Source organism: Arthrobacter sp. APC 3897, from assembly GCF_030407495.1.
Classification (GTDB): domain Bacteria; phylum Actinomycetota; class Actinomycetes; order Actinomycetales; family Micrococcaceae; genus Arthrobacter_B.
This window is the reverse complement of the sequence record NZ_JASDDG010000042.1, coordinates 1-25,455: the sequence shown is the minus strand read 5'-3', so window position 1 is coordinate 25,455 and position 25,455 is coordinate 1. Positions and strand designations below refer to the sequence as shown.

Here is a 25,455-nt window from a genome sequence, read left to right as displayed (position 1 = left end):
CGGGGGAAGCCGCCTCGGGGGGAGGGGATCCGGCGCCGGAAGAAGTGTCGGGCCTGCGGCTGAAGGAGCTGGCGGAGCGGCTGCGGATTGCCCCCCGGTCGGCCACTGAGGTGGTAGATCAGCTGGCTGCTAAAGGGCTGGTCGAGCGGAGGCCGCATCCGGCGGACCGCCGCGCGGCGCTGCTCTCACTGACTGATGAGGGGGCCCGGCTGCGCAAGCTGGTCCAGGCGGACCGGAGGCGGGAGGCCGGCGAGTTTTTCTCGGTACTGCAGCCGCAGGACCGCAGTGAGCTGGCACGGATTCTGGGCGAGCTCATGCCGGAGCGCGGCGGGCGCTAAGGCTGGGCTGTGGGTGGTTTTGCATACCCCCTAGGGTATCTGTCATGATGGTTTTGGGACGCAGCGTCCCTGAACCATCGAATTGGAGTTCTCAAAATGTGCAGAGCAGTCGCATGCCGCAAGTGCGGAAAAACCACCTGGGCCGGATGCGGAAACCATGTTGATCAGGTCATGCGGGGTGTGGCAAAAAATGACCGTTGCACTTGTTCCGCCGCAAAAACCGGGAAGGCAGCTCCGGCCGCAGGGAAGTCAGGGTCAGGCTGGCTTGGGAAACTGTTCGGCCGCTAACAACGGGGTCCGGGGCTAAGCCGGCGGTCGGCGAGCGGGCCGCGCCGGCCGGGCCGCGGTTTCAGGAAGCCGGGCTCCGGCCCTTCAGAATGGTGGGATGTCTAGCAACGTGGAAGTTCCGCTCTGGCCGGCCGCCGCCCCGTCCCATGGTGCGGTAGTTCTGCGCCGGTTTGAGGATACGGATGCCGCGGCGGCCATGGAGCTTTCCACGGATCCATATGTGCCAGCGGTGGGAACCCTGCCGGCGCACGCAACTCTGGAGCAGGCCCTGGCCTGGGTGGAGCGGCAACGCCAGCATCACGTCCGGGGGACGGGGTTCGCCTTCGCCATCGCGGACGCTGAAACGGGGCGCTGCCTGGGCCAGACCGGCCTCTGGCTCCGCGAGCTTGGTGCGGGCCGGGCCCACGCCGGTTATGGTGTCAGTCCGGCGGACCGCGGCCGCGGTGCGGCCGCCGACGCGTTGCTGGCACTGCGCGGTTTCGCCTGGACCATTCCCGAACTGCACCGGATCGAGCTGTATATCGAGCCGTGGAACTCCGCGTCGGTGCGCACCGCGGAGAACTCCGGGTTTGTCCGCGAGGGGCTTCTGCGCAGCCATCAGGAGATCGCCGGCGTGCGGCGGGACATGCTGCTGTATGTCGCTGTCCGGGAAACAGGTCCCTAGCCCGGTGTTGCCATCACCGCACGCCCATCACCACGGGGCCAGCGCGGTGTCCGGGTCCAGGGGTCCCCGGCCCGACAGCCAGGCCATAAACGTTCGCCGGTCACGGGAGGACAGGAGCCGGCCTGCGGCGCCGGCCAGCAGATTCTGCAAATCCCACGCCACGTATTCCTCCGGCCAGTCCGCAGAAGTGTAGCCAAGCCCCAGGTCAACATGGTGCATTTCAATCTCGCGCAGCCGGCGGGCCGGACAGGCCCAGACCCCGTAGTCTGAACCGCCGAGGAAGTGGCCATTGGGCCACCCGGCAGATGCGTACCGGTCGAAGACCAGCTCAAGCCGGGATTCGCCGGCTGCAAGGTCGGCGATGAGCTCGTCCGCTGATCGGCCTGCGCCGGCCTCGATTTCGGCCTCCCGCTGTTTGCTGCCGCCCGCATATTTGGGCACATCCAGTCCGTCCACGGCTCCTGATATTCGCCGCGCGTGGGAGTCGGCATTGCGTGCCAGATGTGTGAGGACATGCCCCATTGTCCAGCCGGGTAAAAGACTGGGAGCCCGGACATCGGTGTCCGTCAGTCCGTCCACACTTCGCATCAGACGTGCATGCGCCTCCCGGCACAGTTCCGCTGCACGCTGCGGATTGTCATCGAGGTTCATGGGGACCGCCGCCTTCGGTTACGGATGTTTCTGCAGCATCTTCCGCCGGCTCGTATCCGATGAGCCAGTGCAGGCCGTACCGGTCTACCACCTGCCCGTCCGAGGCACCCCAGGCTTTGGGGGCCAGCGGATCAACTATGAGACCGCCGTCGGCCAGCCGGGAAAACCATTCATGCAGAAGCGCCGGTTCGGCGGTTCCGAGCAGCGACAGCATCACCCCCTCGAACCGGACGCTCTTTCCCCGGTCTTCGGCGTCCGCCCCGGCCAGCGTTACCGGACCGTTCAGGACGCCGTGGGCGACGGCGCCGGGCGGGCCGCCGCTGCTGAAGCCTGCGTTGGTGTGCAGAGTGAGCTCTCCGCCGAACACATCGGCGTAGAAGGTCAGGGCTTCGCGCGCCGTCCCCGGGAAAAGAACATAGACCATGGGTGCCGTCATGCCGCCGAGGCTACATGATCGACGCCGGGTTGGGAGCAGAGCTGCCGCTCCCAACCCGGGTGTGCTACCAGCCGCGCTGATCGAAGCGGTGCATGAACGCCGCCATCGCATCACGGGCAACGGCCTGCCCGGGCGCGAAAGTCCGGGTGCCGTTCGGCTGTGACCAGCCGGTGGAAATCCCCTGGTCCGCCAGCCACGAGATCTCCTTGTAGAACTGGTTCCCGGTGCTGACATCCGAGAAGGCCGAGGTGCGCGGCGGGGTGTAGGCCGGTGACCCGGCACTGCGGTACAGGAAGGCGGCCATGGCATCCCGGCGCACGGTGTCCAGCGGACGGAATGTGCCGTCCGGCCAGCCTGTGGTGATCTTGGTTCCGGCAAGCCAGGTCATTTCCTTGTAAAACTGCTGGCCGGGGGACACATCGCTAAAAGGGGAGATGTTTTGCGGCTTGTGCTGGGGGGATCCCTCTAAGCGGTAGATAAAGGCAGCCATGGCATCGCGCCGCACAGCGTCCAGCGGACGGAAGGTGCCATCCGGCCAGCCGGTGGAAATGCCCTGCTCGGCCATCCAGCGGATGTCCTCGGCAAAGGCCCTGCCAGCGGGGACATCTTTGAAGACACCCGAAGGCGCCGGAGCAACGCTTGCCAGGTACTCTTCAGCCGTCGCATAAGTCTTCGACGGAACCCGTCCGTACTGGTAATACGTGGTGGTTCCCCACATGAATCCGTCCTGCTTGTCGAACGCGATTCCCACTCCCATGACGTTGTCCGCCGGTCTGCTCATGTTGGCGTTATGTCCGGGGGAATTGATCCACTGGTCCACCATGGACCGGCCCGTACCGTAGCTGTTGTAGGCAACGTTTTCGGCGGCTGCAACAAAGCCGGGGTCCAGGCGTTTGTCGGTGGCGTAGCCCGAGGAGTGCTCCAGTGTTGTTGTAGCGGCCATGCGGTTGGACCATTCCTGGGCAACGAGGGACGCATTCGCTCCGATGCGCAGCGGTTGTAGTCCTTTGCCTTTGCGGAAGGCATTGATGCCGTTGAACATGTCGATGATCTGCTGCCTGCTTTGTGCGGGAGAGCTCTGGGGCGCGGCAAGTTCTGCCGGTGCCGGAGCAGGCGGTGTTTCGACGGCCGAGGCCGGCGCTGCCGCCAGCAGTCCTGCCAGGAGGAGGGAGGCCGCAGCGGCCAGGGTTTTGGGTAGTCGCCGGGTTTCGGTGCTCATATGGGATGCCTCTCAGTAACAGCGGTGCGGTGAAGGTTCAGCCTAGCGGGTGCCCGGGACGACGGATCACAGGGCGCCGTGCACAGAGCGGCGGTGAATTGATTGGAACCGCGCAGGGTCCCGGGCAGACTGGGATCACGCGCACTTTCCTTGTTCTGAGGGGCTCCCATGGTTCATGGCTCAACATCTCCCGGCCGCGATCCGCGTGAACCACAGCCGCGGTTCCGTATCACCAGGGAGAGGCTGCGGGCCTCCCTATGGTTCTGGCCCAGCTGTGCCGCCCTGGCGGCAGTGGTCCTGACTCTGCTGCTGATGCCGGTTCGCCCGGGCGATGAAGCGGCATGGACGCAGTGGATTTGGCCCTCCGGGGTCGACGCCGCCTCCAGCCTGCTGCAGACCGTCGCCACCAGTGTGATGACGGCGGCAACCGTCACCTTTTCTCTGACCGTAGTGGCGCTGCAGCTGGCGTCGCAGCAGTTCTCGCCCCGGCTGCTGCGCGAATTCGCCCGCGATGTGCGGACCCAGGCTGTGCTGGGTATATTGCTGGGAACGTTCCTGGTCAGCATCACGGGCCTGTACGGGATGGATGTGAACAGGCCGGTGCCGGTCCTGGTAGTGGGCCTGGTGTATGTGCTGGGAATTTCTTCCGGAATTGTGCTGCTGCTGTTCATCGGGCACATCGCCCGGTCCCTGCGGGTGGACACCATGATGCTTAACGCCCACCAGGACTGCCTGGCGGTTCTCCGTGACACCTATGCGGTGTCCGAGACGGGGGAGATGCAGGAGTTCGCCCTGCCCGCAGGAGGCACTCTTGTCCCGGGCAGGCGAAGCGGGATCATCCAGACCGTTGACCGGCAGCCGCTGATGAACATGCTGAAGGAGCGGGGTCTGGTCATGCGGATTCTGGTTCAGCCGGGGGACCAGGTCACCGTTGGGTCCCCGGTGGCCCGGGTGTGGGCCGACGACGGCGGACCTGTACCCCTGGGTGCGGTGCAGAAGTCTCTGGCGGAGGCCCTGGACATCGGTTACGAACGTACGCCGGAGCAGGACGCTGCCCTGGGCCTGCGGCAGCTGACCGACATAGCCGTGAAGGCCATTTCCCCCAGCATCAATGATCCCGTCACCGCGGCCCATGCCACCGGCTACTGCGCGGATCTGCTTGTGGACCTGCAGCGCCGGCGGCTGGGGCCGGAGGCGTACCGGGATGAGGACGGTGTGCTTCGCCTTGTCACATCAGGGCGGGACTACCGTTACTTCCTGGACATGGTCTGCGGCCCGGTGCGCCGGTTCGCCCATTCGGAGCCGATTGTCCTCACCGCGGTGCTGCGTCTCCTGCGGGACTGCGCGGCCACCGCCGTCAATGATGCACAGTGTGACGAGATCCGCCGGCAGAGCTCACAGGTGCTTGAGACGGCGCGCAGCCGGATGGTTGCCTCGGACGATGAAGAAATCCGGGACATGGGACGCCGGGTGGAGGAAGCCCTCGCCGGGAATCTGGACGCAGCCTTCAGCGACCGGGCGGGTGAGACCCGGTCGGTCTAGCTGCTGGCCGCGCAATCCCGGGCCGCGCAATCCCGGGCCGTGCCCATCCCTAGGGGCGGTGCTTATCCACCGGTACCAGACCGATGTCAGCACACCCCTGCGCCAGGCCGTAGAGACCAAAGGCGCTGAGGGGACTCGCCACGCCCGGGGCAAGATCCTGCCGGTCACGCAGCTGCTCAGCTCCCCAGGCGATCAGTTCGCCGGTCAGCGTGTAGACATTGGGGCCCGTCAGCTGCACGGATGACAGCAGGCCGCCGTCCGCTCCCGCTACGGTAGCCACCACCTCGGTACGGGTTTTTGCCCGCCGGGCACTGTCCGGTCCACCGGGTTTTCCGACGATGGGCGAGCTCAGTTTTTCCATTACCCGGCGGACCCGGGCGGACTGTGCAAGCGCTGCGGTCACCGCGGATATCAGGCTGATTGCCCGGCTGAAGGGGGAAAACCAGCCGTTGTACACCGTGACCGTGTCCAGTTGGGGAAACTCCTCCGGCAGGAACAGTACCTCCGTGCCGGGAACCAGCAATCCCGTTTTGCGTTCGCCGCGTGCTCCCCTCATAGGGAACACGTGGACGTCTGCCCCCATCCGCACTTCGGTCAAACGTCCGTTGAGGAAGCGAACTGCCGGCAGGAACAGTCCGTCACGGAGAGTATTCCGGGTTCCGTGGCTCAGTCCCGGACGCAGCGCGCCGGAGGTGAAGTATCCGACGTCGAGCCGCCGTCCGGCATCGCCAGCCTGCTGTGCTGCCAGGGCGCCGGCAAGGATGCCCGGCACATAGTCATAGCCGAAGGCGGGCAGCAGTACGGCACCGGTTTCCATCGCCCGGTCTGCGAACCGCTCCTGCAGCATCCGGACAAACCCCACCTCTCCGGTGGTGTCGATGTAGCGGGCACCGGCCCGCACCGCCGCTTCGGCCACGTCCACGCCGAACCGCTCAAAGGGCCCAACGGTGCTGATCAGCACATCACCTTCTGTCAGCAGCCGGCGGATGCTCTCCGGATCTTTGGCGTCTGCCGGAAAGAATTCCAGCCCGGTGTGTTTTCGGGCGAGCTCGGACAGTGCCGCGACGTTGCGTCCGGCCAGAACCGGGCGGATACCCCGTCGCAGCATTGCACCCAGGACCAGGTCGCCGGTGTATCCGGTGGCACCGAACAGAACGATGCGCCCGCTCACTGTTCGGCCTTCGGCGCTGTGCGGGCATCATCGTCCGTTACTGTAGCCATGCTGCACAGCATACGCAGGAAGAGGTGCTAAGCCGATCCGCCGTAACGATCAAACGGTGTAGATCTTTCCGGCCGTGATTCCGCCGTCCACCACAAACTCGCCGCCGGTGCAGAAGCTGGATTCGTCGCTGGCGAGGAACACGACCATGCTGGTGACTTCTTCCGGAGCAGCCGGACGCGTCAGCGTGGTTTCGGTGAAGTCAATCGGTTTCTGTTCGCCCATTACCGCGGTCATAGGTGTCTGGATCGAGCCCGGGTGGACGGAATTGACCCGGACCCGGGAACCTGCCAGCTCCATGGCGGCGGACTTTGTGAGCCCCCGGACACCGAACTTTGAGGCCGTGTAGCCGTGCATGCCGGCAATGCCTTCCAATCCGGCGGTGGAGGAAATGTTGATGATGGATGCGGGCGCCGAAGCCTTCAACGCCTCGATTGACGCTGTCATGCCCAGGAACGGCCCGGTCAGGTTGATGTCCAGTACGCGCTGCCAGCGCTCAACCGGATACTGGCCCAGCGCCCCGCCGTCGAGGATTCCCGCATTGTTCACCAGGACATTGAGCTTCCCGAAGGCTTCAAGGGTGGCTCCGACGGCGGCGGCCCACTCCTGGGCGCTGGTGACATTCAGGTGGACGTAGCGGGCGGCTTCCCCGAGTTCCCCGGCCAGCGCGGCACCGGCGTCGTCATTGATATCCGCAATCATCACCCTGGCACCCTCGCGCACGAAGGCACGGGCATGGGAGGCACCCATGCCGCTTGCGGCTCCGGTGATAAGGGCAACTTTGTCTTTGAGTCGATCGCTCATATATCCATCCTTCGCGTGTGAGGGGATCAATGTGGGTGGTTAGTCGGGCCGGACGGCAGTGAGGCAGAACGGATGGCCCGCGGGGTCCAGAAGCACCCGCCACTGTTCCGGCGCCGGCTGATGGTCGGCGGGCTTCGCGCCCAACCGTACTGCCGTGTCCGCTGCTGAGTCCACGTTGCCCACGGCGATATCCAGGTGCATCTGCTGGCGCTGGGGACCATCCGGCCAGGAAGGCGGTGTGTAGTCTCGGACACGCATCAGCGTCAGCATGGGACCGGCCCCGGACAGCGCCACCACGCCGCGGTCTGGTGTGGCAAAGGCTTCGTCGAGGCCGAGGAGGGCGCAGTAGAACTCCGCCAGCACATCGGTATCGGGGCAATCAAGGGAAATGGACGCGAGCTGTCCGACACGTTCAGTCATGTTTTAAACCTACAACGCGGAAAACCCGGCGGGGCATGTCCCCGTACCGCCGCCGTGCGCGCAAAAACTTCGGGTTTCCTGGGCTGGAATGTAACCTCCGGCCTCCCGGGGGAGGCCCCGCGCTTGTACCGTCGAAGGGGTGCCAATGCCCCGGCCGCACCTCTCGGAACGCCAACGGCAGTAACGCTGCCACTGAAAGGAAACTCCGATGGAATACGTCACCCTCAACAATGAGGTGGTTATGCCGATCCTTGGCTTCGGTGTCTACCAGATCCCGCCGGAGGACACTGAAGCGGCAGTGACCAATGCCCTCAATGCCGGCTACCGCTCGCTGGACACGGCTGCTGCCTACCAGAATGAGGACGCCGTGGGCCGCGCCGTGCAGAAGAGCGGCATCCCGCGGAACGAACTGTTCATCACCACCAAACTCTGGATCCAGGACAACGGCGAGGCCACCACCATGCGGGCCTTTGAAACCTCGCTGCGCAACCTGGGAATGGACTACGTGGATCTCTACCTGATCCACCAGCCCTTCGGCGACGTCTACGGCGAATGGCGCACCATGGAACAAATCTTCAGCGACGGCGGAGCCCGCGCCATTGGCGTCTCCAACTTTGGGCCCGACCGGCTGCTGGATCTGATCCTCCACAACAACGTCACCCCGGCCGTAAACCAGATTGAGACGAATCCGTTCTACCAGCGGGCGGTCGAGAACGAACTGATGCACACCCACGGCGTTCAGCATGAATCCTGGGCCCCGTTCGCGGAGGGGAAGAACAATCTCTTCGAGAATCCGACCCTGGCCGCCGTCAGTTCGCAGCACGGGAAGTCCGTTGCGCAGGTGGTGCTGCGCTGGCTGATTCAGCGTGAGATTGTAGTGATCCCCAAAACCGTCCAGGCGGACCGGATGGCTGCCAACATGGACGTGTTCGACTTTGAGCTGAGCCCTCAGGAAATGGCGGCTATCGCTGATCTTGATACCGGCAAGACCCAGTTCTTCGATCACAGTGATCCGGAAGCTGTGAGCCAGCTCAGCGGTGTCAAAATGGAGTAAGCGGGTTCCGGCTGCCGCAGTGCACGGTCCTTCAGATCTTCATGCTGATTCGGCCGCTGCGGCAGGTTCGGGTGCCCTGTGCAGGTTGCGGACCAGATAGAGCCAGGGGAAGGCCCGGCAGCCGACTTCCCAGCCCTCTGCCTCGTAGAGATGGGACGGCCTTGTCCAAAGCACCCGGCGGTGCTCCCACTGGGTATTGGTGCGAAGCATCCGGTGGCGCAGCCAATCAACGCCGACCGTGCGCCAGCCCATTCTTCCGGCAAGGTCAAGTTCGCCCATCTCATCGAAGGCAGTTACCGGTCCGAGCCATCGTTCCTGAGAATCAGGGACGTCCTCTTCCGCGCGGCCGCCAAAGCGCTGCTGGACCGCCTGTCGTGTCATTCCAAGCTCGCGGCCCAAAGCGGCCCAGCTGACGCCGGCGCTTCGGGCAGCAGCCACCGCACGGCGCTGGAGTTGCTGGCTGGCTTGTTCAGCGGCACCTGTCCGCGCAACGAGGGCGAGATGGTCTGCTTCCGTGAGGTTGCCGGCGCCCTCGTAATCGCCGAGGATCAGGGCTCCAATCTGCTCCTGAAGATCTGCGCCGCCGCGCTGGTCCGTCATTTCCGGTCCGTTCCGTCCCGACTCGGGAGCCAGTCGTCTGTGGGGGTGCTGTGCAGCCCGTGCCGGCGGACACAGAGAACGCCGAAATAGACGCTGAGGATGATCAGCATGACTGCTGCACCCTGACACATGCCCTTGAGGAATCCATCCAGGTCAAGGAGGAGGTAAAGGGTGATCAATGCCAGCCCTGCCAGCAGCATCAGGAAGGCCAGGAGGGCAGTAACGGCTCGCGAAGATTTCATGTGTCAATTAGATGTTGACACGTGCACACTGTCAATATGTCGTTGACACTTTTATGTTTGGAGCGTGGTCTCAGCCTGTCAACGCACCGTGGTCAAATCGTGAGTGACGGGCGGCTGCATGGCCGGCCCGGCTCGTCGCCGCACTCCACGGTAAGCCAGACAATGTTGCAGATTAGGTACCCTCACCGTCCAGCTCGCCGTGCGGGTCTTACGTACATGGAGGATGTCAGTGGATATATGAAGCTTGCCGGAGTGCATAAGTGCACGGTGAGGGACCGGCTTGCGGGCTCCTGGTCGTTTGTATCCTTCATGCGCTGATCACAACTTAAGGTGGGAGGTGAGTGGCCATGATGCCGGGGCGCTGCCGGTAGAGTCAGTTGGTGTGAGAAAGAGCGACGGCGCTGCGGAGAAAATGTATGAGTGATAGGGCGACGTACTTTCAGCAGTTGACCCAGCGCGAATCCGATTTGGCGTGGACGGGCATGAGACTCGATTTCAATCGAATTGAAGAGTGGCACCGATCTGGCCAGAAAGCTTGGAACGTCGGCTCCGGATCAGTCCTGGATACTGCGGACGCACTGACCGAGCCGCATCAGGTCTCGCACCTACTCGGTTACCTGCTCCATACTGCAGTGGACCATCTGCATGCGCTGAAGACCCTGTTGGCTGATGCCGAAGCCCAACACACGTTCGCGCCCTATACACTGATTCGAGGCTCGATTGAAGCAGCCTCAACTGCTCTATGGATCCTCCAAGACGCTGATCCCCGACTCGTTGCACAAAGGGCTCTGCATCTGGAGCACCAGAATTTATGGGACCAAAGACGCGCCACGAAGCTGGTCGATAAAGACGCCGATTTTGACGAGGACCGCTTAGCTCTCCTCAAGAAGGCCCTCACTCGAAATAATTTGACCACCGCCGTGGTCAAGAAGCCGCTCCACGTCAGCGAAACAATAGCGACTGCTGCCGCAGTCTTCGCCCTGCCAGCTTCCTGTTTGACCTGGCAGTTGTGCTCAGCTGCAGCTCACGGTCGCCCGTGGGCTAAACAGTTCCTTACCCTTTTTGAAGCCCATGATGACGACGGAATTTCCAAAACTCTTAGCGGAGAGCTCACTTCCAATCAGCTGGCCATGGCGATTTCCCTCAATAATGCCTGCGACGTTTTCGATAAAGCAAGAACAGTTCGCACCGCACACTCACGCAATCCCAATCACACAGGCTCAAGCTTCACAAATCCGTCTTCTGGACTGCATCTTGTAACCAAGAGGCTGAGATAGTCAGTGAGTTTTGCAGGGTCGCTACTTTTCAGTTCAGTTGACGTGACGCCGCTGACAAGGCGACAGAAACACATGGCGGGGCGAACACATCGTCCAGGGGAATCATCTCTTCCTGAAGAGGAAACGATAGGGGACCCCTCAGGGCGAAACCAAAGCGTGCGTCGCGAGCCTGGAACACGGGTCGCAGCTTCGTCAGCTTATATTGAATCCCTCGCGCGATGAAGTCTGCATCGAGAGGCGCAACCGTGGGGGTGCACGGCTTGTGTTCGAAATACCTACGTGGCAGGAGGCGTGCTCTGATTCTTGTCAGAATCGTAAGACCGCAGCCCGTGCTTCACCCCGAGGCGGACGATCAAGTACAGGATAAAACCAACGACCGCCGGCACCACGACCCACATGATGAAGAGGACGATGAAGAAACCAAATCCATCTACACGCATAACTACCCCACGATTCATAAGCGATTAGTCCCTCGAGCGTAATGCTACGGGCCGCACGCCCCTGTGAGGCCGCAGACAACTATCAGATCCTCGGGGTCTCGTTCAGCACAACGGTGATTTGAAGGCGCCTGACGCATGAGGCGATCCTCGTCTGGACGAGCAGCCACAATGACGGTGATCCCAGTTCTCGGCCGGCGTCCGTTGCAGGACCGGCTTGCGAACACCGAGTTGCGGCCGCTGTGGATCGTTCAGATACGCGCTCTTTGGATGGGCGTCAGACGGTGCAGCGAGCCGCCGAAACCGCATGGAAGGCTGGGAACATGCCTCGAGAAATTACTAGAAGCGAAGTGCTCGAAATCCAGCGTGCCGGCTACCGCGCCTACCTTGCGGGGAAATCCCCCAAAGACAACCCGTACAAACGGGCATCAGACGAGGGCGTCCAGAGGCAAGAAGCTTGGTTCCGCGGCTACGCGGCATCGCGGGCGGATCGCGCCCGTGCAAATCTCGACGCTAAATGACGCCAAGCTGGTCCGGCGGGCTGGGCCCTTGACGGGTGTCCCGCGTATGGAAGCATCTCTGGCCGCTTGAAGGTCGGAGGCGCTGTTGGGTTACCGATACAGCCTCCCATCGGCATACTTGTCTGATGGAAGACGACGGTGGTGAGTTCGGGATAGTCGGCGGGCCGAAAGTCCCCGGTGCCTTGAAGGACGAGGAAGATCATGCCTATACGTTGGAATTAGACCGATTGTGCTTTATGCCTAGTCAAGGGCATACGGATGAAAATGGCTACACCATATTTCGGGAAGATCCGGCGGACGTGGCCCTAGACATGCAGCCTCGAACAATTCACGGCGTCCTGGACGATCATTCCCAGGTCTCCCTATTGGACGCGCAAATGTCGTCTATAGCGGACAGATGCGGAGTCCCTCCACAGCGATTCACCGGACACCAGCGGGTAGTGGGTGCGCATATAAGCGGGTTGTCCGCTGAGGTTAGGGGCATCCGGTGGGTATGGAATATACAATTGCCCTTCTCCAATTCTGAGGGCAGCCACGCAGTGTCAGGTGCCGTGCCTGGTGTCCTACGCGCATTCGACCATCAGGGGTCTACCGGCCTTGAATTCAAATCCACTTTGCCTGCCACGATTCGGACGTTATTGATGGAGGTCCACGCCGTGTGCAGTCCACTCGTTGCACTCTGGTGTGGACGGCGAGCGCCGAGGGTTAGCCAAATAGAAGTGCAATTGGAGGACGGCCGCTGGTGCAGCTATATCGCAACGGTGAGCGGAGACCCAGAACGGATACGGAGCACAAATCTTCTTCCGTTCGATGAGCTGCAGTTGGCGACTTTTGCGAAGTGGATTCAATTGGCGCAGAAGGTCGATCCGATTCCCCATATGGTGGTCTCTGCGCCGAATATCCTGCAAGTTGATGCTCAGATGTTGGCCACAGCGTTGGAGGGGCTGGATGATCGGCTTCGGAGTAGGCGCGAGAAGCGCTTTGTACCTGTGGATCTTGCTGTTGTGAAAAGGGGGAAAGAGCGAGCATCTGAGGCGTTCGCATCGGTGGTGGACGGACTGGCGGAGGCGGAAGAGGCCAAAAAGCGTTTTGATGATGCTGTGATTCCCGTTGGCGGGTTTAACTACAATGACCGGGTCCTGAGGCTTGCATCGGAAGTTTCCCGGTTTGCTCCAGGGCTCTGCGGCGCCGGACCAGGCGGGGAAGCATGGGCCAGCAGAGTAAAGAAGGTGCGCAACGCTCAGAGTCATCAGACACTCCGCGGATTTACAGAGAGGGACCAGGCTCTCTATTTCATGGTCAGAACTACGGCTCAATGGGTTCTGTGGCTGAAGCTCTTACTAGCAGCGGGTGCGGACGAGGACAGTTTGACCCTGGGCCTCCGGACGTCGCGTCCCTTCCTCTACGCCTTGGCGAACATCGATGCGGAAGTGAAAGGACACGGGGTCTGGGATGTGGAATTCTCAGCCTTGACGACGTTCCGCGAGGCTACGTAGAAGAGGTCCACGGTCATTCTGATTCATCGCGCTAGCAAGGGTGGATCTTATTGACATAGCTGCTGCGCCCGCTGGGGGAGGTGATGCCGAGCAGGCGGCCAGGCCCAGCTGCAGCTCGCTGCACAGCTCGGCCAGGGCCTGCGGGGCGCTGCGGCAGAGCCGGGGAAACGCCAGATACCCGTGCGGCATTCCCACGTAGGTGGTGACGCGCACCGGAACGCCGCTGGTGCGCAGGGCTTCGGCGTAGCGCAGGCCGTCGTCGCGAATCGGATCATGCTCGGCCACCTGGATCAAGGCCGGCGGCAGTCCGCTGTGATCTGCGGCGAGGAGGGGAGAAGCATAGGGGTGGCTGCGGTCGCCGTCGTCGGGCACGTAGTGGCGGCGGAAGGCGAGGACATCGCTTTTGGTAAGCACGGGCGCGTCCGCGTTTTCCTCCAGCGAGGCGCTGCCCAGGGTCAGCTCGGTTGCCGGATAGATCAGGCCTTGAAAGGCGATGGCCGGTCCGGACCGGTCCCGGACCATCAGTGTCAGAACCGCGGCAAGGTTCCCTCCGGCACTGTCGCCGACGACGGCGATCCTGCCGCCGTCGGCCCGCCACTGCGCCGCACGGGCGGCCACATCCACCAGCGCCGCGTAGCAGTCCTCAGCGGCAGCAGGCCAGCGGTGGGCCGGTGCCAGCCGGTAGTCCAGCGATACGACGACGGCGCCCGCTCCCTTGGAGATGCTGCTGCCCAGCCAGTCATACGTCGCGAGGTTTCCGCTGGTCCAGCCGCCGCCGTGGATCAGGATGATGAGCGGAAGCAGGCCGTCGGTACCGTGCGGACGGTAAATCCGCACCGGGATTCGGCCCTCGGCCCCGGCTGCCGTGTCATCGGTGACGTCCACACCCGCGGCCAGCCCGCCCAGCACCCAGTCCAGGACGGGGTTGTGTCGAATGGTGCGCTGCTGATCCGCGAGTATCTGTTCCTCGCTTTTGCCGGTGACCGAGATCCGCCGCAGTGCCCGTCCGATCAACCGCACCCGTATATCAAGCTTTGCCATGCCCGTGCCTTCCCTGACGCCGGCAACCGATGCGGCTGCCGCTGGCTTGAATATACAGAACCGTCCGCCGGGAGAGCGGCTACTCCAGCGCAGCCGTGCTGGTCAGCGCATCCCACGCAAAACTGGCCAGCCAATGTGAGGACATGAATTCCGTGGTGACCACAGCATCCAATCCGGCGCCGAGCAGGGGCGGGAGGGCCGACCTCAACGTTGCCGCGTCCGCAGTCCCTGCCGCCCCGGCGGCCTCCAGCGCCTGAAGAACCCGGGCGGCCTGGCCTGCGCGGGAGAGGTTCAGTCCATGCAGGTGAACCATGTAGCCATCGGTTTCATCGGTCACGGACACCGGCTGCAGGATCGGGGACGACGGCGCCAGACCGGGAAGGAAGGCGGAGAACCAATGGGTGAAGGCCTCCGGTTCCATGACGCGGGCCATGAGATCCGCCTCGCTGAGCCCGGCGGAGAGGAAGTCCTGGCCGCTAAGCTCCCACTCGGCGGCCCAGCCGGTGTCCGCGGCAAACCACCTCCGGGCAGCGGCGGCACAGGTCTCGGCTGCTTCGGTGCGCCCCAGCTCCCGGAATGAGCTGTACAGCATGCCGATACCGAATGCGGTGTTGGTGTGGATGCCGTGCCGCACCGGATACTGCGCCTTTGCGGTCCATGCCGTGACCAGTTCTGTCACGGTATCCACCACAGGATCCAGTGCCTTTCCCCAGGCTCGGATCTGAGAATCGGCCGAGACAGCCGACGCGGCGGCCAGGCGCATGAGCCAGGCCCACCCGTAGGGCCGTTCCCAGCCGGGGTGCGCTCGCAAATACGCCTCCTCAACGGCGAGATTCTCCGGGGTGAGCGTGGCGCCCAGGGCTGCGCGCAGTGCGGCGTCCCGCCCGCCGTCGATTCCGTATTCCAGCAGGCTCACGCCCAGCCAGTGCATGTGGACGCAGGAGTGCCAGTCAAAGGACGTATGAAAACTGGGGTGCAGTTCGCGCGGGGCCGGCCGGTCTTCGGGCGAGGTTTCCACATGGTGCGAGGCGAACGGGTAGGGGCGGCGAAGGTTGTCCAGGACGACGTCGGCATACACGGGGGCCTGGGCGTGCCGGCGGCCGGCTGTCACGGGGCTACCGCCGATGCGCGCGGTGCGAACATGATGACAGCTACTCCCGCCAGGCAGATGATCGAGCCGGTGACATCCCACCGGTCGGGGCGGAAACCGTCAAAGACCATGCCCCACGCCAGCGATCCCGCAACAAACACCCCGCCGTAGGCGGCCAGGATCCGCCCGAAATGTGCATCGGGCTGAAGTGTTGCCACGAAGCCGTAGAGCCCCAGGGCAATGACTCCGAGACCGGCCCACCACCAGGCGCGGTCCTCCCGGACGGCCTGCCACACCATCCAGGCGCCGCCAATTTCGGCCAGGGCGGCAAGCAGGAATAGGAGGACTGTTCTTGCGGTGGTCATAGGGTCCATTCTGCTGTACCCGTGGAAGGCACGTATTGCGTCCTTGGTCACCTTTACGCTGTGCGTCAGCGATATTGCGGACTCTGTTCAGGTTCGCCCTATAGTCTGGGCTGTTGTCACGTGCCGCTTCCCGCGGCCGCCGGTGCCGGGATAGTCCGGGTCTGGCTGGCGGAACGCCCCTCGAACAGAACAGAAGGATGAAGATGGATCAAGAGCGCATGAATGTTGAATCGTTCAACCTCGACCACCGTCTTGTTGCGGCACCCTACATCCGGGTGGCCGACACAAAGCAGCTTCCGGGCGGTGACACCATTACCAAGTTTGATGTCCGGTTCACCCAGCCCAACACGGCCCACCTCGAAATGGACGCCGTGCACTCCCTGGAGCACCTTTTTGCCGAGCATTCGCGCAATCACTCCGACAAGGTGATTGATTTCTCCCCGATGGGCTGCCAGACGGGCTTCTATTTGATGTTGCAGGGCGCTCCGGCATTTGACGAAGTTGCTGCATTGATCGAGGTAACACTGAACGACATTCTGGGTGCAACCGAAGTGCCTGCTGCCAATGAGGTGCAGTGCGGCTGGGGCGCCAACCACTCCCTTGAAGCGGCACAGGCAGCAGCATCAGCGTTCCTTGCCGAACGCGCCGGCTGGGACGTGGTGTACGCGTGAGTTCAGCAGCATTCATTATCCTCGTGGCAATGGAAGACGAGCTTGCTCCCTTCCTGGAACGTGCCGAGGATGTTGGCCCGGCCCGGCAGATCGGCAATGCGGTTCACCGCGATGCGGTTCTGGCCGGCCACCCCGTGGTCCTCGTTCGAACCGGCATCGGCCTCGTTAACGCCGCCGGAGCAGCAACCTCCGCCATTCTCGAAGCGCAGCGTGCCGGCGGGAACACTGAGCACCCACTCGTGATCAGCGCGGGCAGCGCCGGCGGGCTGGGTGCCGGTGTCCGGGTTGGCGACGTCGTGGTGGGAACCCGGTACATCAATGTGGACGCCGATGCGCGTGCCTTCGGCTACAAGCTCGGCCAGGTGCCGGGAATGCCCGAAATCTATCCGGCCCCTGAATCGCTGACCGAATCCGTTCGCACGGCCCAGTCCGGCGGAACCATTCCGATGCACCACGGCCTGATTGTCTCCAGCTACAACTTTGTCACTCCGGCGAGGGCCGAACTGATAACCGGCAGTTTCCCCGGTGCGCTGGCAACGGACATGGAGTCTTCTGCGATTGCTCAGACGTGCTTCGTTTTTGGAGCCCCGTTCATTTCTGTCCGCGGCATTTCCGACCTGTGCGGGCCGGCTGCGGAGGATGATTTCCGGGATCAGGTGGATGACGCAGCAACCCAGTCGGCAAATGTGGTGACTTCCTCGCTGGATGCCCTGGCAGGGGTGGCCGGAGCTTTTCAGCCGGCCTAGAGCACCCGCAGGGGAGTACCGGCCAGGAATCCCTGAATGTCTTCCACCACCTGGGGAAAGAACGTGCGGTAGTTCAGCTCCGTCACATAACCCAGATGCGGGGTTGCCAGAACGTTGGGCAGATCCCGGAACTCGGATGACGCCGGCAGCGGCTCCTGATCGAATACATCCAGGCCGGCGCCGGCAATCCGCTCCTGCTTCAGCGCCTCCAGAAGCGCCCCCTGGTGCACGATTGCGGCCCGGGACGTGTTGATCAGGTACGCCGTCGGCTTCATCAGGGCCAGCTCGTCGGCGCCGAGAAGTCCCCGCGTGCGGTCGCTGAGAACCAGGTGGACGGAGACAACGTCGGCCTTCGCCAGCAGTTCCTCCTTGGAGGCCGCAAGCCCCGCACCGGCTGCCGCGGCGCGCTCGGCGGTGAGGCTGGAACTCCACGCGAGCACATCCATGCCAAACGCGGCGCCTACCCGTGCGACCTGCGAACCGATCTTGCCCAGTCCCAGCACACCGAGCGTGGCGCCGTGCAGGTCCGTGCCGACAGTCTGCTGCCACGGTCCGCGCTCGCGGAGGGCCGCCGTTTCGGGAACCAGGCGGCGGGCCAGTCCCAGGATCAGGGCCCAGGTCAACTCCGCAGGGGGAGAGGAGTTGCTGGCCGTGCCGCACACCGTGACACCCTGCCTGCGGGCTGCGTCCAGATCGATGGATGCGTTGCGCATGCCGGTGGTTACCACCAGCCTGAGCCGGGGCAGCCGCACCAGCAGACTTTCCGGAAACGGCGTGCGTTCGCGCATCAGAACGACCGCGTCGAATTCCGTCAGGCGCTCTGCCGCGGCATCCTCCCCGGTGAGGTGGTCCGTGAAGACCGTCAGCTCAACCTGTTCCCCCAGGCTGTCCCAATGGGCAAATTGCGTGGCGGCATGCTGATAATCATCGAGCACTGCACATTTCATCGGCATGCGTTATTCCTCCGGCGACACGGCAAGGCAATTGACATTAATCGGGTTTACTGAAAGTTGCAGATATGAGCCAAGACAATACTGCCCCAACACGGCAGGCCTTTGCAGCTTTAGTTATCGCCCTCGCCGCCGTCGCAACAGCGCTGTCCGCGGTGGCCGCCGATTCACTTCCTTTCAGGATCATCCTGATTGTCTCTGCGTTACTGCTGCTCGCCGGTGCGGGAGCGTTTATTGCCCTGGCGATGGGCCGGCTGCGGCCCTTAGACCCTGAAGCGTGAAAAGACGGAGTACATATACTTTGTCCCCTCCTCCAGCGCAGCAGTGAAAATACGTTCATCATTGCCGTGCATCCCAATCAGCTGTTCGTTGCTCAGGACGTAGGGATAAACGCCGTAACCGGGAATTCCGCGGTCGCGCCACGGTGCCAGACTGGTCCCCGCCTCAAACAGGGCCGGCGTGAACCGCGCGCCGGGATAGGTTCTCCGTGCAGCTGTCTTCAAAGCGCGGAACAGATCGGTGTCCACGTTTGCGGGAGGGGTCGCCCAGGTTCCGTCCAGCGTGGCCAGGTAATCCTCTTCCGACACGCCTTCGGGGGCGGCAATCCTGACTTCCACGTCGTTGCGGGACAACCGGTCGCGGACCTGGGCCAGGAATTCCCGCGGCTTTTGACCTCCGGGAATGGCACGGCAGTTCAACCGCGCCTCGGCAGTGGAAGGAATCACGTTCTCCTTGTACCCGGCGTTCTCGATGACAAAGGCGTGTGTGGTGCGCAGCAGTGCGCTGTGCAGTGCCGGGTAGGGCGATTTGGCGATGACCATGCGTGCCCAGCGTTCCAGCGTCTGCGGGTTCCGTGCCTCCAGCATCCGGCGCAGGGCCTGGGCCAGTCCCCGGTTCCTGCTGGCCTCCGCCAGGGTTCGGAAATACTCACGGGTCACATCCGTGAGATAGACCGGCGCCTGCCAGTCGCCCAGCTTCGCGACGGCGCGGGCCAGGGTGACGATGGCGGCATCCGTGAGTGGTTTGGATGAGTGGGTCGCGGTGCTCCGCGCGATGAGGTCGATGTTGAAATAGACCTTGTCCTGCCTCGTTGCGCTGATGAGCATGGGGGTGGTGCGGTCCTCCTGGGCCAGGAACCATCCTCCCTCCGTGAGTACGGAACCGGCGTCGAGCTTCTCCCAGTAGTTGGCGGCGAGCCAGCGTGAGCCGAAGGACCCTGCCTCCTCGTCGCAGTCCGTCAGTACGATGATGTCCCGGTCGAAACGGGCGCCTTCGCTCAGGTGGCGCAGCAGGGCGGCGATGGAAGCGGCGTTTGCCCCCTTCATGTCCAGCGCGCCGCGTCCGTAGATCTCGCCGTCGCGTACTTCGCCGCTGAAGGGATCGGCTGTCCAGTTCTCCAGCTCCACCGGCACAACGTCGGAATGGCCGAGCAGCAGGAGGGGCTTGGCCCGGCCGGTCCCCGGGATGCGGGCGATAAGGTGCACATTGTTCGGCTGCGGGGTGTCGATAATCTCCACCGGAACTCCCGCACGGGTCCATACCTCCTGCAGCATCTCAGCATGGGGGCGGGTACTGGCTCCGGTCCCGAAGTTCTGGGTATCGAAGGAGAGCATCCGCTTGAGCAGGTCCAGCGGATCGGTATCCGCGCCGGGGATGGCGGGGGCGGCCGGTGCAGGAACGGCCGAAGGTGCAGTGAGCAGACTCAGGCCCGCAATTCCGGCAGCTGTAGTCCCGGCTACTCCGCCCAGGAATGTCCTGCGCCGGACGGCGGCTGCACGCTGATTGCCGGCTGACGGTTGATGGTCACGGGGTGTCGGGGTGCTCATGGTGTTCCCTCTCAGTGCGGCGGCATGTCCGGTGAAGAACGCCGGGGCCGCCACGCTCACAGCAGTGCTGCACGAAAGGCAAGACCGGGCGGCCGTTGAAGAGCCCGAACGGGAAAAAGAGCGGGGCTGCCGGCTCAGACCATTGACGGTTGGGAATGGCCGGGGAAAAACTGGAAGTTTTCCGCCGGTGATGACGATCCTGTTCCGCGGAAGTTTCCCCACTTCGTCCAACACTCGCGCCCTGCTTGTGACCGGCATCATATATCCAGTACAGTAAAGCCAATCTTGTTTCGAATACTGAACTGCCTGTTCAAATAACGAACACAGTTAGATATCGAAGACAGGCCGCTTACCGAGCATCCGAGACCTTGTCGGTCCACTGACACAAAGAAGTGAGGACACCCGTGCAGTTCCACCACCACGGCTACGTATCCGGAGACCCGCGCATTCAGCCGGCGGCAGGCGTAGGCCTCGACCGTCCTGAGGAGCTGCCGGATCAGGTTGACGTCCTGATAGTCGGCTCCGGTCCGGCCGGAATGCTCGCAGCTGCACAGCTGTCCCAGTTCCCGAACATCACCACCCGCATCGTCGAGCGCCGCCCGGGCCGCCTGGTCATCGGCCAGGCCGACGGCATCCAGGCCCGCAGCGTGGAAACCTTCCAGGCGTTCGGGTTCGCGGAGGAGATTACCGCGGAGGCCTACCGCATCACCGAGATGTGCTTCTGGCGTCCGGACCCGGAGAACCCGGAAAACATCGTCCGCTCCGGCCGTGCGCTGGATGACCCGGCCGGCATCAGCGAGTTTCCGCACCTGATCGTGAACCAGGCCCGCGTGCTGGATTACTTCGCCCGGTTCATGGCGAACTCCCCGGCCCGCATGAAGCCGGACTACGGCTACGAGTTCGTGGACCTTGAGGTCGACGACGCCGCCGAGTATCCGGTCACCGTCACCCTGCGCCGCACAGCCGGCGAGGACGAAGGCACCGAACGCACGGTCAAGGCCAAGTACGTGGTGGGCTGCGACGGCGCCCGCAGCAAGGTCCGCCAGTCGATCGGGTCCACCCTGGCCGGCGACGCCGCCAACCACGCCTGGGGCGTCATGGACGTCCTGGCCTCCACCGACTTCCCGGACATCCGCACCAAGTGCGCCATCCAGTCTTCCGGCGGCGGCTCGATCCTGCACATTCCGCGCGAAGGCGGACACCTGTTCCGGATGTACGTTGACCTGGGCGAGGTGCCTGAAGGCGACAACGGCGCCGTCCGCAAGACCAGCATCGACGAAATCATCGCCAAGGCCAACGCCATCCTGCACCCCTACACGCTGGACGTGCGCAACGTCGCCTGGCACAGCGTCTACGAGGTGGGCCACCGGCTCACGGACCGGTTCGACGACGTCAAGCCTGAGGAAGTCGGCACCCGCACCCCGCGCGTCTTCATCACCGGCGACGCCTGCCACACCCACAGCGCCAAGGCAGGACAGGGCATGAACGTGTCCATGCAGGACGGGTTCAACATTGCCTGGAAGCTCGGCCACGTCCTCGACGGCCGCGCCCCGGAATCCCTGCTCTCCACCTACTCGGCGGAGCGCCAGGTGGTGGCCAAGAACCTCATCGACTTCGATAAGGAATGGTCCACCCTCATGGCCAAGAAGCCCGAGGAGTTCGAGAACCCCTCGGACCTGGAGGACTTCTACGTCCGCACCGCCGAGTTCCCGGCCGGCTTCATGACCGAATACACCCCGTCCATGCTGATCGGCGAGGCGAAGCACCAGGACCTGGCTGCCGGTTTTCCCGTGGGCAAGCGTTTCAAGTCCGCTCCGGTGCTGCGCGTCAGCGACACCAACCCGCTGCAGCTGGGTCACCAGGCCAAGGCTGACGGCTGCTGGCGCATCTACGTCTTCGCAGACGCCGCACCCGCCGGCACGCCGTCGGGCGTGACGGAACTGGCCGACTGGCTGCAGAACGCTCCGGAATCCCCGCTCGCTGCCCAGCCTGCCGGGGGTGACGACGACGCCTGGTTCGATGTGAAGGTGATCTACCAGCAGGACCATACCGGAATCGATATCAACGCCGTACCGAAGGTCTTCAAGCCGGAAGTTGGTCCGTTCCGCCTCACCGACCTGAACAAGGTCTACGGCGCCAATCCGGAGGAGGACATCTTCGAGCTCCGCGGACTGGACCGCTCGGGCGTTGTCGTCGTCGTGCGCCCGGATCAGTACGTCGCCAACGTGCTGCCGCTGACGGCAACGGCGGAGCTGGGCGAGTTCTTCGCCCCGCTGCTGCCGGCCCGCCAGCCGCAGCACTAACCACAGGCAGACACAGAACGACGGCGGCACCCGGGTGCCGCCGTCGTCCTGCGTTAAGGTGTGGGCGCAGAAGCCGCTGCGGTGGCAGACTGGGCACCATGGACACCCCTACTGATGTGATTGAACCGGACTTTGAGGCTGCGGCAGTTCTCTGGGATGCCTACGCCGCGGCACATCCGGAGCAGGCCGCTGCAGACAGCCAATACAACGTGGAAACGTTCGGGGATTCCCCGAGACTGGCCGATGAGCTGCTGGCGCTGGTGCTGGACGGCAGCAAAACCGCCACATCTTCGCTCGTTGCGGAGTATGTCGATGAGGGGGATCAGCTGCCGCGGATCGGCATGCACTGGATTGTCTGCGACAGCACCGGAGCGCCCCGGGTTGTTCTGCGTACCACGGAGCTTCGCCTGGGTACGTTCGGCGACGTCGACGAGGCTTTTGCGCGTGACGAAGGCGAGGATGACCTGAGCCTGGATTCCTGGCGGCGCGAACACCGCAGATACTGGGAGCGCACAGCTGCGGCGCGGGGGACCAGCTGGTCCGAGTCCGATGAGCTGGTGCTTGAGCGGTTCAAGATCGTCTGGCGGGCTGACGCCTGAACACCTTTTAGAACCAAGAGCCTTAGCCTGTGAGGGGTCTCCGCTGTTTCGAAAGGAGCCCGCGTATCCGGCGGCGGCGACTCTGCGTGCGTGCATAGACCCTGGCCCGTTCACTGGAAAGGGCAAGGATCAGCAGAATGTCGAACGAATAGCCGAGCAGGTTTGAGCCAAGGAAGGCGGAGCCGGAGAACACGGCAGCAACCTGCAGGATGATGGCGCCGGAGCTGAGGAACATTGCAGTCACCCGTGCCGCGTTGCTGCCCCGCAGGATAAACACGGCCAGCGAAGCCTCCACACAGGCGAACACTGCCAGCGTGAGGCTGGCCGGCGCATAAGCACTGCCCAGATTCGCGAGTTCCGAGCTTTGCTCACCCAGGACATCGTTCACCAGTGTGCTGATCCAGGGCACTTCGGTGATGCGCGCCAGGAACGGAGCGGCGACCGTCAACGCAGCGAGCCCGCGCAGGAACACCAGGCCGGCACCGAAGATGACCGGCGGAGGCCGCCGGCTAACCCGCTGCTGCGCCGCAGCATGAGCGGAGGATCCGGGAATCCGGGAGACTGCAGATGCTGTGGGTGCAGGTACCGTGGCCGTTTCCGGCAGCTTGCTGAGGTTGGTGACGGGCAGATCGCCGTCGGTGACGATGGAATCGCCGCCGCCGTTGCGCGAGTGGTACCCGGTGGAGAAGTTCCTGATAACGTTCACCGACACTTCGGGGAAGGCCTGCTGCATCGAGGAGACCAGGTAATCCCGTTCGGCATCAATGTTCTCCCCAACCCGGTGCGTGACCTGCAGGGTGAACAGGGACAGGCCCACGGCACGGTCAAAGGAAGCGGCCGCCAACCAATCCGACGCGATGCCGCCGGGCAGCAGCCACCCTTCGGGGCACCGCCAGAACCGGACGTGGTGGCGCTGTCTCGGGTTGCCGTTGACCTCCTGCTGATAGGCGAAGTCCTGTTGCCGCCCGAACAGCAGCAGCGGGCTCACCGGCGCCCGGAGATAGCTGCGGTGCAGCAGCGTGGAGGTCACAATCCGCCAACTGCTGGTAAGGGTCACCGGATCTGCAAGGACCCAGCCTGTCCGTTCCAGTGCTCCGCGCAGCTGCTGCTCGCTGCCCAGAAAGGCGAGGTTGACGGCGTCCCCGAAGAGTCCGGCGCTGGTGCGGGTGCGGCCCATGAAATAGTCCGGGATGAAGATCTGCGTCAGCACCCGATCCACCCGGGGCAGCACCAGATAGGCGAGGACCACCCAAAACACCACCAGGAAGCCGATATAACCCAGCTCAAGCGATCCCCGCACCAGCAGCAGCCCGGCGAACCAAATGGAGGCAAGGCCGCTGAAAACGAAGAAGGCCCAGTCCAGAGCCGTCGCGGCACCGGACCCGGCGCCGCCGTCGTCGTCCGCTGCCCGTTTCATACGCAAAACCCTGTCCTGCCGTCCCTGCGCGAGTCAATGAGCCGCTGCCGCTTTGCGGCGGGAACGTAGGATCCCGTCAAGGCCGCTACAGCTGCAGCATCGTTCCGGTCTCATCCGCCAGGGCGTGGAGCAGACTGTCCTGGAATTCGACGTCGTTCGCTGCCTGGTGCGGCTGCCGCCTCCGCCGGTGATACCAGTAACCGCCGCTGGTCAACGCGTCCGGATCCTCGCTGGCGGCGAGCCATTCCTGGGTCTGGTGGCCCAGCGCCAGGTCGTCCGGTGCTCCGGGGCCGCCCATCTTGGTGGGGACCCAGCCGGGATCCACCGAGTTGCTGAGCAGGTCCGGCCGCAGCCGGGCCAGCGCCGCGGCGAATGCGGTGACGCAGAGCTTGCTGTCCGCGTAGGAACCGGCGGACCTGCCCTGCCAGTCGACCCCGGCGAGGGAGGCGCGCCCGGCGTAGTGGTCGTTGCTGCTCAGGTAGATGTGCCGCTGCGGTCCCTCGAGCAGTGCGGTCAGCAGGTAAGGGGCCACAACGTTGACGGGCATGACTGCTGCACCGCCTGCCACCCCGGTGTTGTGAATGACGGAGTCCGGCGGGTTGCCGGCATTGAGTTCTGCGGCGGCACGCCGTACTGCATCCGGGTCGCTGAAGTCGGCGACGACGAGCTCTGCACCGCGGCTGGTCAGGGGTTCCAGTGCTGCCGCACGCTCCTGGCTGCGGGCGTGAACGACGACGTTGTGCCCAGCCGCGAGCAATGACTCCGCCGCGGCTCTGCCCAGACCGTCCGCTGAACCCGTGACCAGGATCCTCACCGCGCCGCGCTCCTTGGGTTGCTGCATTTCCCTGGCGTTTTTCGCTCAGTCATGAAGGGACTGTCCTTTCCGGATCTGCTGGGAGGGCCTCAGTGAGGTCTGTTCAACTTTGGCCGCCGGCCGCACGGCTGGCAAGGGCGCGGCCGCATTCGGCGTGCCTCCCGCGGTTGCCGTGCCGCGCGGAAGCCCTCTGGGGGTACCCGGCTGGGTCCATGCAAGTAAGTGCGTCCCCGTATAGGTAGCTGGCGTTGAAAGTCGGGTATTTTGAGGGTGTCGAAAGTGCCCGTTTTGGGACGTCGAGAGCCGTTTTCTCGCCGGAAGTGTCGGTGCCGGGTGAAAGCCTGAAGGCATGGATCAGGACGGATCTTTCCGAAGCAGCGGCACTGGCGATTTAACCGGTGCCGGGCCGCATGCTGGGGCCAGCC

Annotated in this window: 27 protein-coding genes; 12 read left to right on the top strand and 15 right to left on the bottom strand. The window is 63.8% G+C overall.

Annotated features, from left to right (window positions below):
* The 3 genes from QMA10_RS16765 to QMA10_RS16755 all read left to right on the top strand — a co-directional run.
* The coding region (locus QMA10_RS16765) for a MarR family transcriptional regulator (protein WP_290170230.1) at positions 1–338 on the top strand (338 nt) is incomplete at its 5' end.
* A 96-nt stretch (positions 339–434) separates the two neighbouring features.
* Positions 435–626 (top strand): hypothetical protein, encoded by a 192-nt coding sequence (locus QMA10_RS16760; RefSeq protein WP_290170229.1) that lies wholly within the window; start codon positions 435–437, stop codon positions 624–626.
* Between the two features lie 97 nt (positions 627–723).
* Positions 724–1,290, top strand: coding sequence for a GNAT family protein (locus tag QMA10_RS16755; RefSeq protein ID WP_290170227.1), 567 nt, complete (start codon positions 724–726; stop codon positions 1,288–1,290).
* A gap of 27 nt (positions 1,291–1,317) precedes the next feature.
* On the opposite strand, the gene QMA10_RS16750 is transcribed toward QMA10_RS16755, so the two are convergent.
* From QMA10_RS16750 to QMA10_RS16740, 3 genes are all read right to left on the bottom strand, one after another.
* Entirely contained in the window at positions 1,318–1,941 is a 624-nt protein-coding gene (locus tag QMA10_RS16750) for a maleylpyruvate isomerase N-terminal domain-containing protein (RefSeq protein WP_290170224.1), read from the bottom strand.
* Positions 1,928–2,377: a VOC family protein gene (locus QMA10_RS16745; protein ID WP_290170222.1), complete on the bottom strand. Its 450-nt coding sequence runs from the start codon at positions 2,375–2,377 to the stop codon at positions 1,928–1,930. Before QMA10_RS16745 ends, QMA10_RS16750 begins: the two co-directional genes overlap by 14 nt.
* A 64-nt stretch (positions 2,378–2,441) precedes the next feature.
* Positions 2,442–3,596 (bottom strand): S-layer homology domain-containing protein, encoded by a 1,155-nt coding sequence (locus tag QMA10_RS16740; protein ID WP_290170220.1) that lies wholly within the window; start codon positions 3,594–3,596, stop codon positions 2,442–2,444.
* Between the two features lie 168 nt (positions 3,597–3,764).
* Here QMA10_RS16740 and QMA10_RS16735 point away from each other — a divergent pair, with 168 nt between their 5' ends.
* Complete coding sequence (locus QMA10_RS16735) at positions 3,765–5,138, top strand: DUF2254 domain-containing protein (RefSeq protein WP_290170218.1); 1,374 nt, start codon at positions 3,765–3,767, stop codon at positions 5,136–5,138.
* Positions 5,139–5,187: 49 nt separating this feature from the next.
* Here the strand turns inward: QMA10_RS16735 and QMA10_RS16730 are convergent, their stop codons facing one another.
* The 3 genes from QMA10_RS16730 to QMA10_RS16720 form a co-directional block, all read right to left on the bottom strand.
* Positions 5,188–6,309 carry a saccharopine dehydrogenase NADP-binding domain-containing protein gene (locus QMA10_RS16730; protein WP_290170215.1) on the bottom strand — a complete coding sequence of 374 codons (1,122 nt, stop codon included), beginning with the start codon at positions 6,307–6,309 and terminating at the stop codon, positions 5,188–5,190.
* Positions 6,310–6,408: 99 nt separating this feature from the next.
* On the bottom strand, positions 6,409–7,161 hold the full coding sequence (locus tag QMA10_RS16725) for an SDR family oxidoreductase (RefSeq protein ID WP_290170213.1): 753 nt from the start codon (positions 7,159–7,161) through the stop codon (positions 6,409–6,411).
* Between the two features lie 39 nt (positions 7,162–7,200).
* Positions 7,201–7,581, bottom strand: a complete 381-nt coding sequence (locus QMA10_RS16720; RefSeq protein WP_290170211.1) for a VOC family protein — start codon at positions 7,579–7,581, stop codon at positions 7,201–7,203.
* Positions 7,582–7,789: 208 nt separating this feature from the next.
* Here QMA10_RS16720 and QMA10_RS16715 point away from each other — a divergent pair, with 208 nt between their 5' ends.
* A complete protein-coding gene (locus tag QMA10_RS16715) occupies positions 7,790–8,635 on the top strand; it encodes an aldo/keto reductase (protein ID WP_290170208.1) in 846 nt (281 codons plus the stop codon).
* Between the two features lie 39 nt (positions 8,636–8,674).
* On the opposite strand, the gene QMA10_RS16710 is transcribed toward QMA10_RS16715, so the two are convergent.
* Both QMA10_RS16710 and QMA10_RS16705 read right to left on the bottom strand, forming a co-directional pair.
* Complete coding sequence (locus QMA10_RS16710; protein WP_290170206.1) at positions 8,675–9,235, bottom strand: hypothetical protein; 561 nt, start codon at positions 9,233–9,235, stop codon at positions 8,675–8,677.
* Entirely contained in the window at positions 9,232–9,477 is a 246-nt protein-coding gene (locus QMA10_RS16705; RefSeq protein ID WP_290170204.1) for a hypothetical protein, read from the bottom strand. Before QMA10_RS16705 ends, QMA10_RS16710 begins: the two co-directional genes overlap by 4 nt.
* A gap of 446 nt (positions 9,478–9,923) precedes the next feature.
* Between QMA10_RS16705 and QMA10_RS16700 the strand changes: the two genes are divergently transcribed.
* Positions 9,924–10,754, top strand: coding sequence for a hypothetical protein (locus tag QMA10_RS16700; protein WP_290170201.1), 831 nt, complete (start codon positions 9,924–9,926; stop codon positions 10,752–10,754).
* A gap of 1,677 nt (positions 10,755–12,431) precedes the next feature.
* Positions 12,432–13,208: a HEPN domain-containing protein gene (locus QMA10_RS16695; RefSeq protein WP_290170198.1), complete on the top strand. Its 777-nt coding sequence runs from the start codon at positions 12,432–12,434 to the stop codon at positions 13,206–13,208.
* Here the strand turns inward: QMA10_RS16695 and QMA10_RS16690 are convergent.
* The 3 genes from QMA10_RS16690 to QMA10_RS16680 all read right to left on the bottom strand — a co-directional run bounded on the left by QMA10_RS16690 (position 13,176) and on the right by QMA10_RS16680 (position 15,704).
* Positions 13,176–14,249 (bottom strand): alpha/beta hydrolase, encoded by a 1,074-nt coding sequence (locus QMA10_RS16690; protein WP_290170195.1) that lies wholly within the window; start codon positions 14,247–14,249, stop codon positions 13,176–13,178. The genes QMA10_RS16695 and QMA10_RS16690 overlap by 33 nt on opposite strands.
* A gap of 79 nt (positions 14,250–14,328) precedes the next feature.
* Positions 14,329–15,360, bottom strand: coding sequence for a DUF2891 family protein (locus tag QMA10_RS16685; protein ID WP_290170193.1), 1,032 nt, complete (start codon positions 15,358–15,360; stop codon positions 14,329–14,331).
* A complete protein-coding gene (locus QMA10_RS16680) occupies positions 15,357–15,704 on the bottom strand; it encodes a YnfA family protein (protein WP_290170191.1) in 348 nt (115 codons plus the stop codon). The genes QMA10_RS16685 and QMA10_RS16680 overlap by 4 nt, the downstream gene beginning before the upstream one ends.
* A 203-nt stretch (positions 15,705–15,907) precedes the next feature.
* Here QMA10_RS16680 and QMA10_RS16675 point away from each other — a divergent pair, with 203 nt between their 5' ends.
* Positions 15,908–16,375, top strand: a complete 468-nt coding sequence (locus QMA10_RS16675) for an S-ribosylhomocysteine lyase (protein WP_290170189.1) — start codon at positions 15,908–15,910, stop codon at positions 16,373–16,375.
* Positions 16,372–17,121, top strand: a complete 750-nt coding sequence (mtnN, locus tag QMA10_RS16670; protein WP_290170186.1) for a 5'-methylthioadenosine/S-adenosylhomocysteine nucleosidase — start codon at positions 16,372–16,374, stop codon at positions 17,119–17,121. The genes QMA10_RS16675 and mtnN overlap by 4 nt, the downstream gene beginning before the upstream one ends.
* Here mtnN and QMA10_RS16665 read toward each other — a convergent pair.
* Entirely contained in the window at positions 17,118–18,074 is a 957-nt protein-coding gene (locus tag QMA10_RS16665) for a D-2-hydroxyacid dehydrogenase family protein (protein ID WP_356835593.1), read from the bottom strand. The genes mtnN and QMA10_RS16665 overlap by 4 nt on opposite strands.
* A gap of 65 nt (positions 18,075–18,139) precedes the next feature.
* On the opposite strand from QMA10_RS16665, the gene QMA10_RS16660 reads away from it, so the two are divergent.
* Positions 18,140–18,352, top strand: a complete 213-nt coding sequence (locus QMA10_RS16660; RefSeq protein WP_290170184.1) for a hypothetical protein — start codon at positions 18,140–18,142, stop codon at positions 18,350–18,352.
* Here QMA10_RS16660 and QMA10_RS16655 read toward each other — a convergent pair.
* Positions 18,335–19,897 carry a M20/M25/M40 family metallo-hydrolase gene (locus QMA10_RS16655; protein ID WP_290170182.1) on the bottom strand — a complete coding sequence of 521 codons (1,563 nt, stop codon included), beginning with the start codon at positions 19,895–19,897 and terminating at the stop codon, positions 18,335–18,337. The two genes, QMA10_RS16660 and QMA10_RS16655, sit on opposite strands and share 18 nt — an antisense overlap.
* Positions 19,898–20,301: 404 nt before the next feature.
* On the opposite strand from QMA10_RS16655, the gene QMA10_RS16650 reads away from it, so the two are divergent.
* Positions 20,302–22,200 (top strand): FAD-binding monooxygenase, encoded by a 1,899-nt coding sequence (locus QMA10_RS16650; RefSeq protein ID WP_290170180.1) that lies wholly within the window; start codon positions 20,302–20,304, stop codon positions 22,198–22,200.
* A gap of 98 nt (positions 22,201–22,298) precedes the next feature.
* Complete coding sequence (locus QMA10_RS16645; protein ID WP_290170178.1) at positions 22,299–22,799, top strand: ASCH domain-containing protein; 501 nt, start codon at positions 22,299–22,301, stop codon at positions 22,797–22,799.
* Positions 22,800–22,821: 22 nt separating this feature from the next.
* Here QMA10_RS16645 and QMA10_RS16640 read toward each other — a convergent pair whose 3' ends face one another.
* Positions 22,822–24,216 (bottom strand): LssY C-terminal domain-containing protein, encoded by a 1,395-nt coding sequence (locus QMA10_RS16640; RefSeq protein WP_290170176.1) that lies wholly within the window; start codon positions 24,214–24,216, stop codon positions 22,822–22,824.
* 85 nt (positions 24,217–24,301) lie between these two features.
* On the bottom strand, positions 24,302–25,057 hold the full coding sequence (locus QMA10_RS16635) for an SDR family NAD(P)-dependent oxidoreductase (protein ID WP_290170174.1): 756 nt from the start codon (positions 25,055–25,057) through the stop codon (positions 24,302–24,304).
* Positions 25,058–25,455 lie beyond the last annotated feature (398 nt).

Bases quoted from the DNA above. Each gene is read 5' to 3' on its own strand.
- QMA10_RS16760 (WP_290170229.1), top strand. From the start codon at position 435: ATGTGCAGAGCAGTCGCATGCCGCAAGTGCGGAAAAACCACCTGGGCC.
- QMA10_RS16755 (WP_290170227.1), top strand. From the start codon at position 724: ATGTCTAGCAACGTGGAAGTTCCGCTCTGGCCGGCCGCCGCCCCGTCC.
- QMA10_RS16750 (WP_290170224.1), bottom strand. From the start codon at position 1,941: ATGAACCTCGATGACAATCCGCAGCGTGCAGCGGAACTGTGCCGGGAG.
- QMA10_RS16745 (WP_290170222.1), bottom strand. From the start codon at position 2,377: ATGACGGCACCCATGGTCTATGTTCTTTTCCCGGGGACGGCGCGCGAA.
- QMA10_RS16740 (WP_290170220.1), bottom strand. From the start codon at position 3,596: ATGAGCACCGAAACCCGGCGACTACCCAAAACCCTGGCCGCTGCGGCC.
- QMA10_RS16735 (WP_290170218.1), top strand. From the start codon at position 3,765: ATGGTTCATGGCTCAACATCTCCCGGCCGCGATCCGCGTGAACCACAG.
- QMA10_RS16725 (WP_290170213.1), bottom strand. From the start codon at position 7,161: ATGAGCGATCGACTCAAAGACAAAGTTGCCCTTATCACCGGAGCCGCA.
- QMA10_RS16720 (WP_290170211.1), bottom strand. From the start codon at position 7,581: ATGACTGAACGTGTCGGACAGCTCGCGTCCATTTCCCTTGATTGCCCC.
- QMA10_RS16715 (WP_290170208.1), top strand. From the start codon at position 7,790: ATGGAATACGTCACCCTCAACAATGAGGTGGTTATGCCGATCCTTGGC.
- QMA10_RS16710 (WP_290170206.1), bottom strand. From the start codon at position 9,235: ATGACGGACCAGCGCGGCGGCGCAGATCTTCAGGAGCAGATTGGAGCC.
- QMA10_RS16705 (WP_290170204.1), bottom strand. From the start codon at position 9,477: ATGAAATCTTCGCGAGCCGTTACTGCCCTCCTGGCCTTCCTGATGCTG.
- QMA10_RS16690 (WP_290170195.1), bottom strand. From the start codon at position 14,249: ATGGCAAAGCTTGATATACGGGTGCGGTTGATCGGACGGGCACTGCGG.
- QMA10_RS16680 (WP_290170191.1), bottom strand. From the start codon at position 15,704: ATGACCACCGCAAGAACAGTCCTCCTATTCCTGCTTGCCGCCCTGGCC.
- QMA10_RS16675 (WP_290170189.1), top strand. From the start codon at position 15,908: ATGGATCAAGAGCGCATGAATGTTGAATCGTTCAACCTCGACCACCGT.
- QMA10_RS16665 (WP_356835593.1), bottom strand. From the start codon at position 18,074: ATGCCGATGAAATGTGCAGTGCTCGATGATTATCAGCATGCCGCCACG.
- QMA10_RS16660 (WP_290170184.1), top strand. From the start codon at position 18,140: ATGAGCCAAGACAATACTGCCCCAACACGGCAGGCCTTTGCAGCTTTA.
- QMA10_RS16655 (WP_290170182.1), bottom strand. From the start codon at position 19,897: ATGAGCACCCCGACACCCCGTGACCATCAACCGTCAGCCGGCAATCAG.
- QMA10_RS16645 (WP_290170178.1), top strand. From the start codon at position 22,299: ATGGACACCCCTACTGATGTGATTGAACCGGACTTTGAGGCTGCGGCA.
- QMA10_RS16640 (WP_290170176.1), bottom strand. From the start codon at position 24,216: ATGAAACGGGCAGCGGACGACGACGGCGGCGCCGGGTCCGGTGCCGCG.
- QMA10_RS16635 (WP_290170174.1), bottom strand. From the start codon at position 25,057: ATGCAGCAACCCAAGGAGCGCGGCGCGGTGAGGATCCTGGTCACGGGT.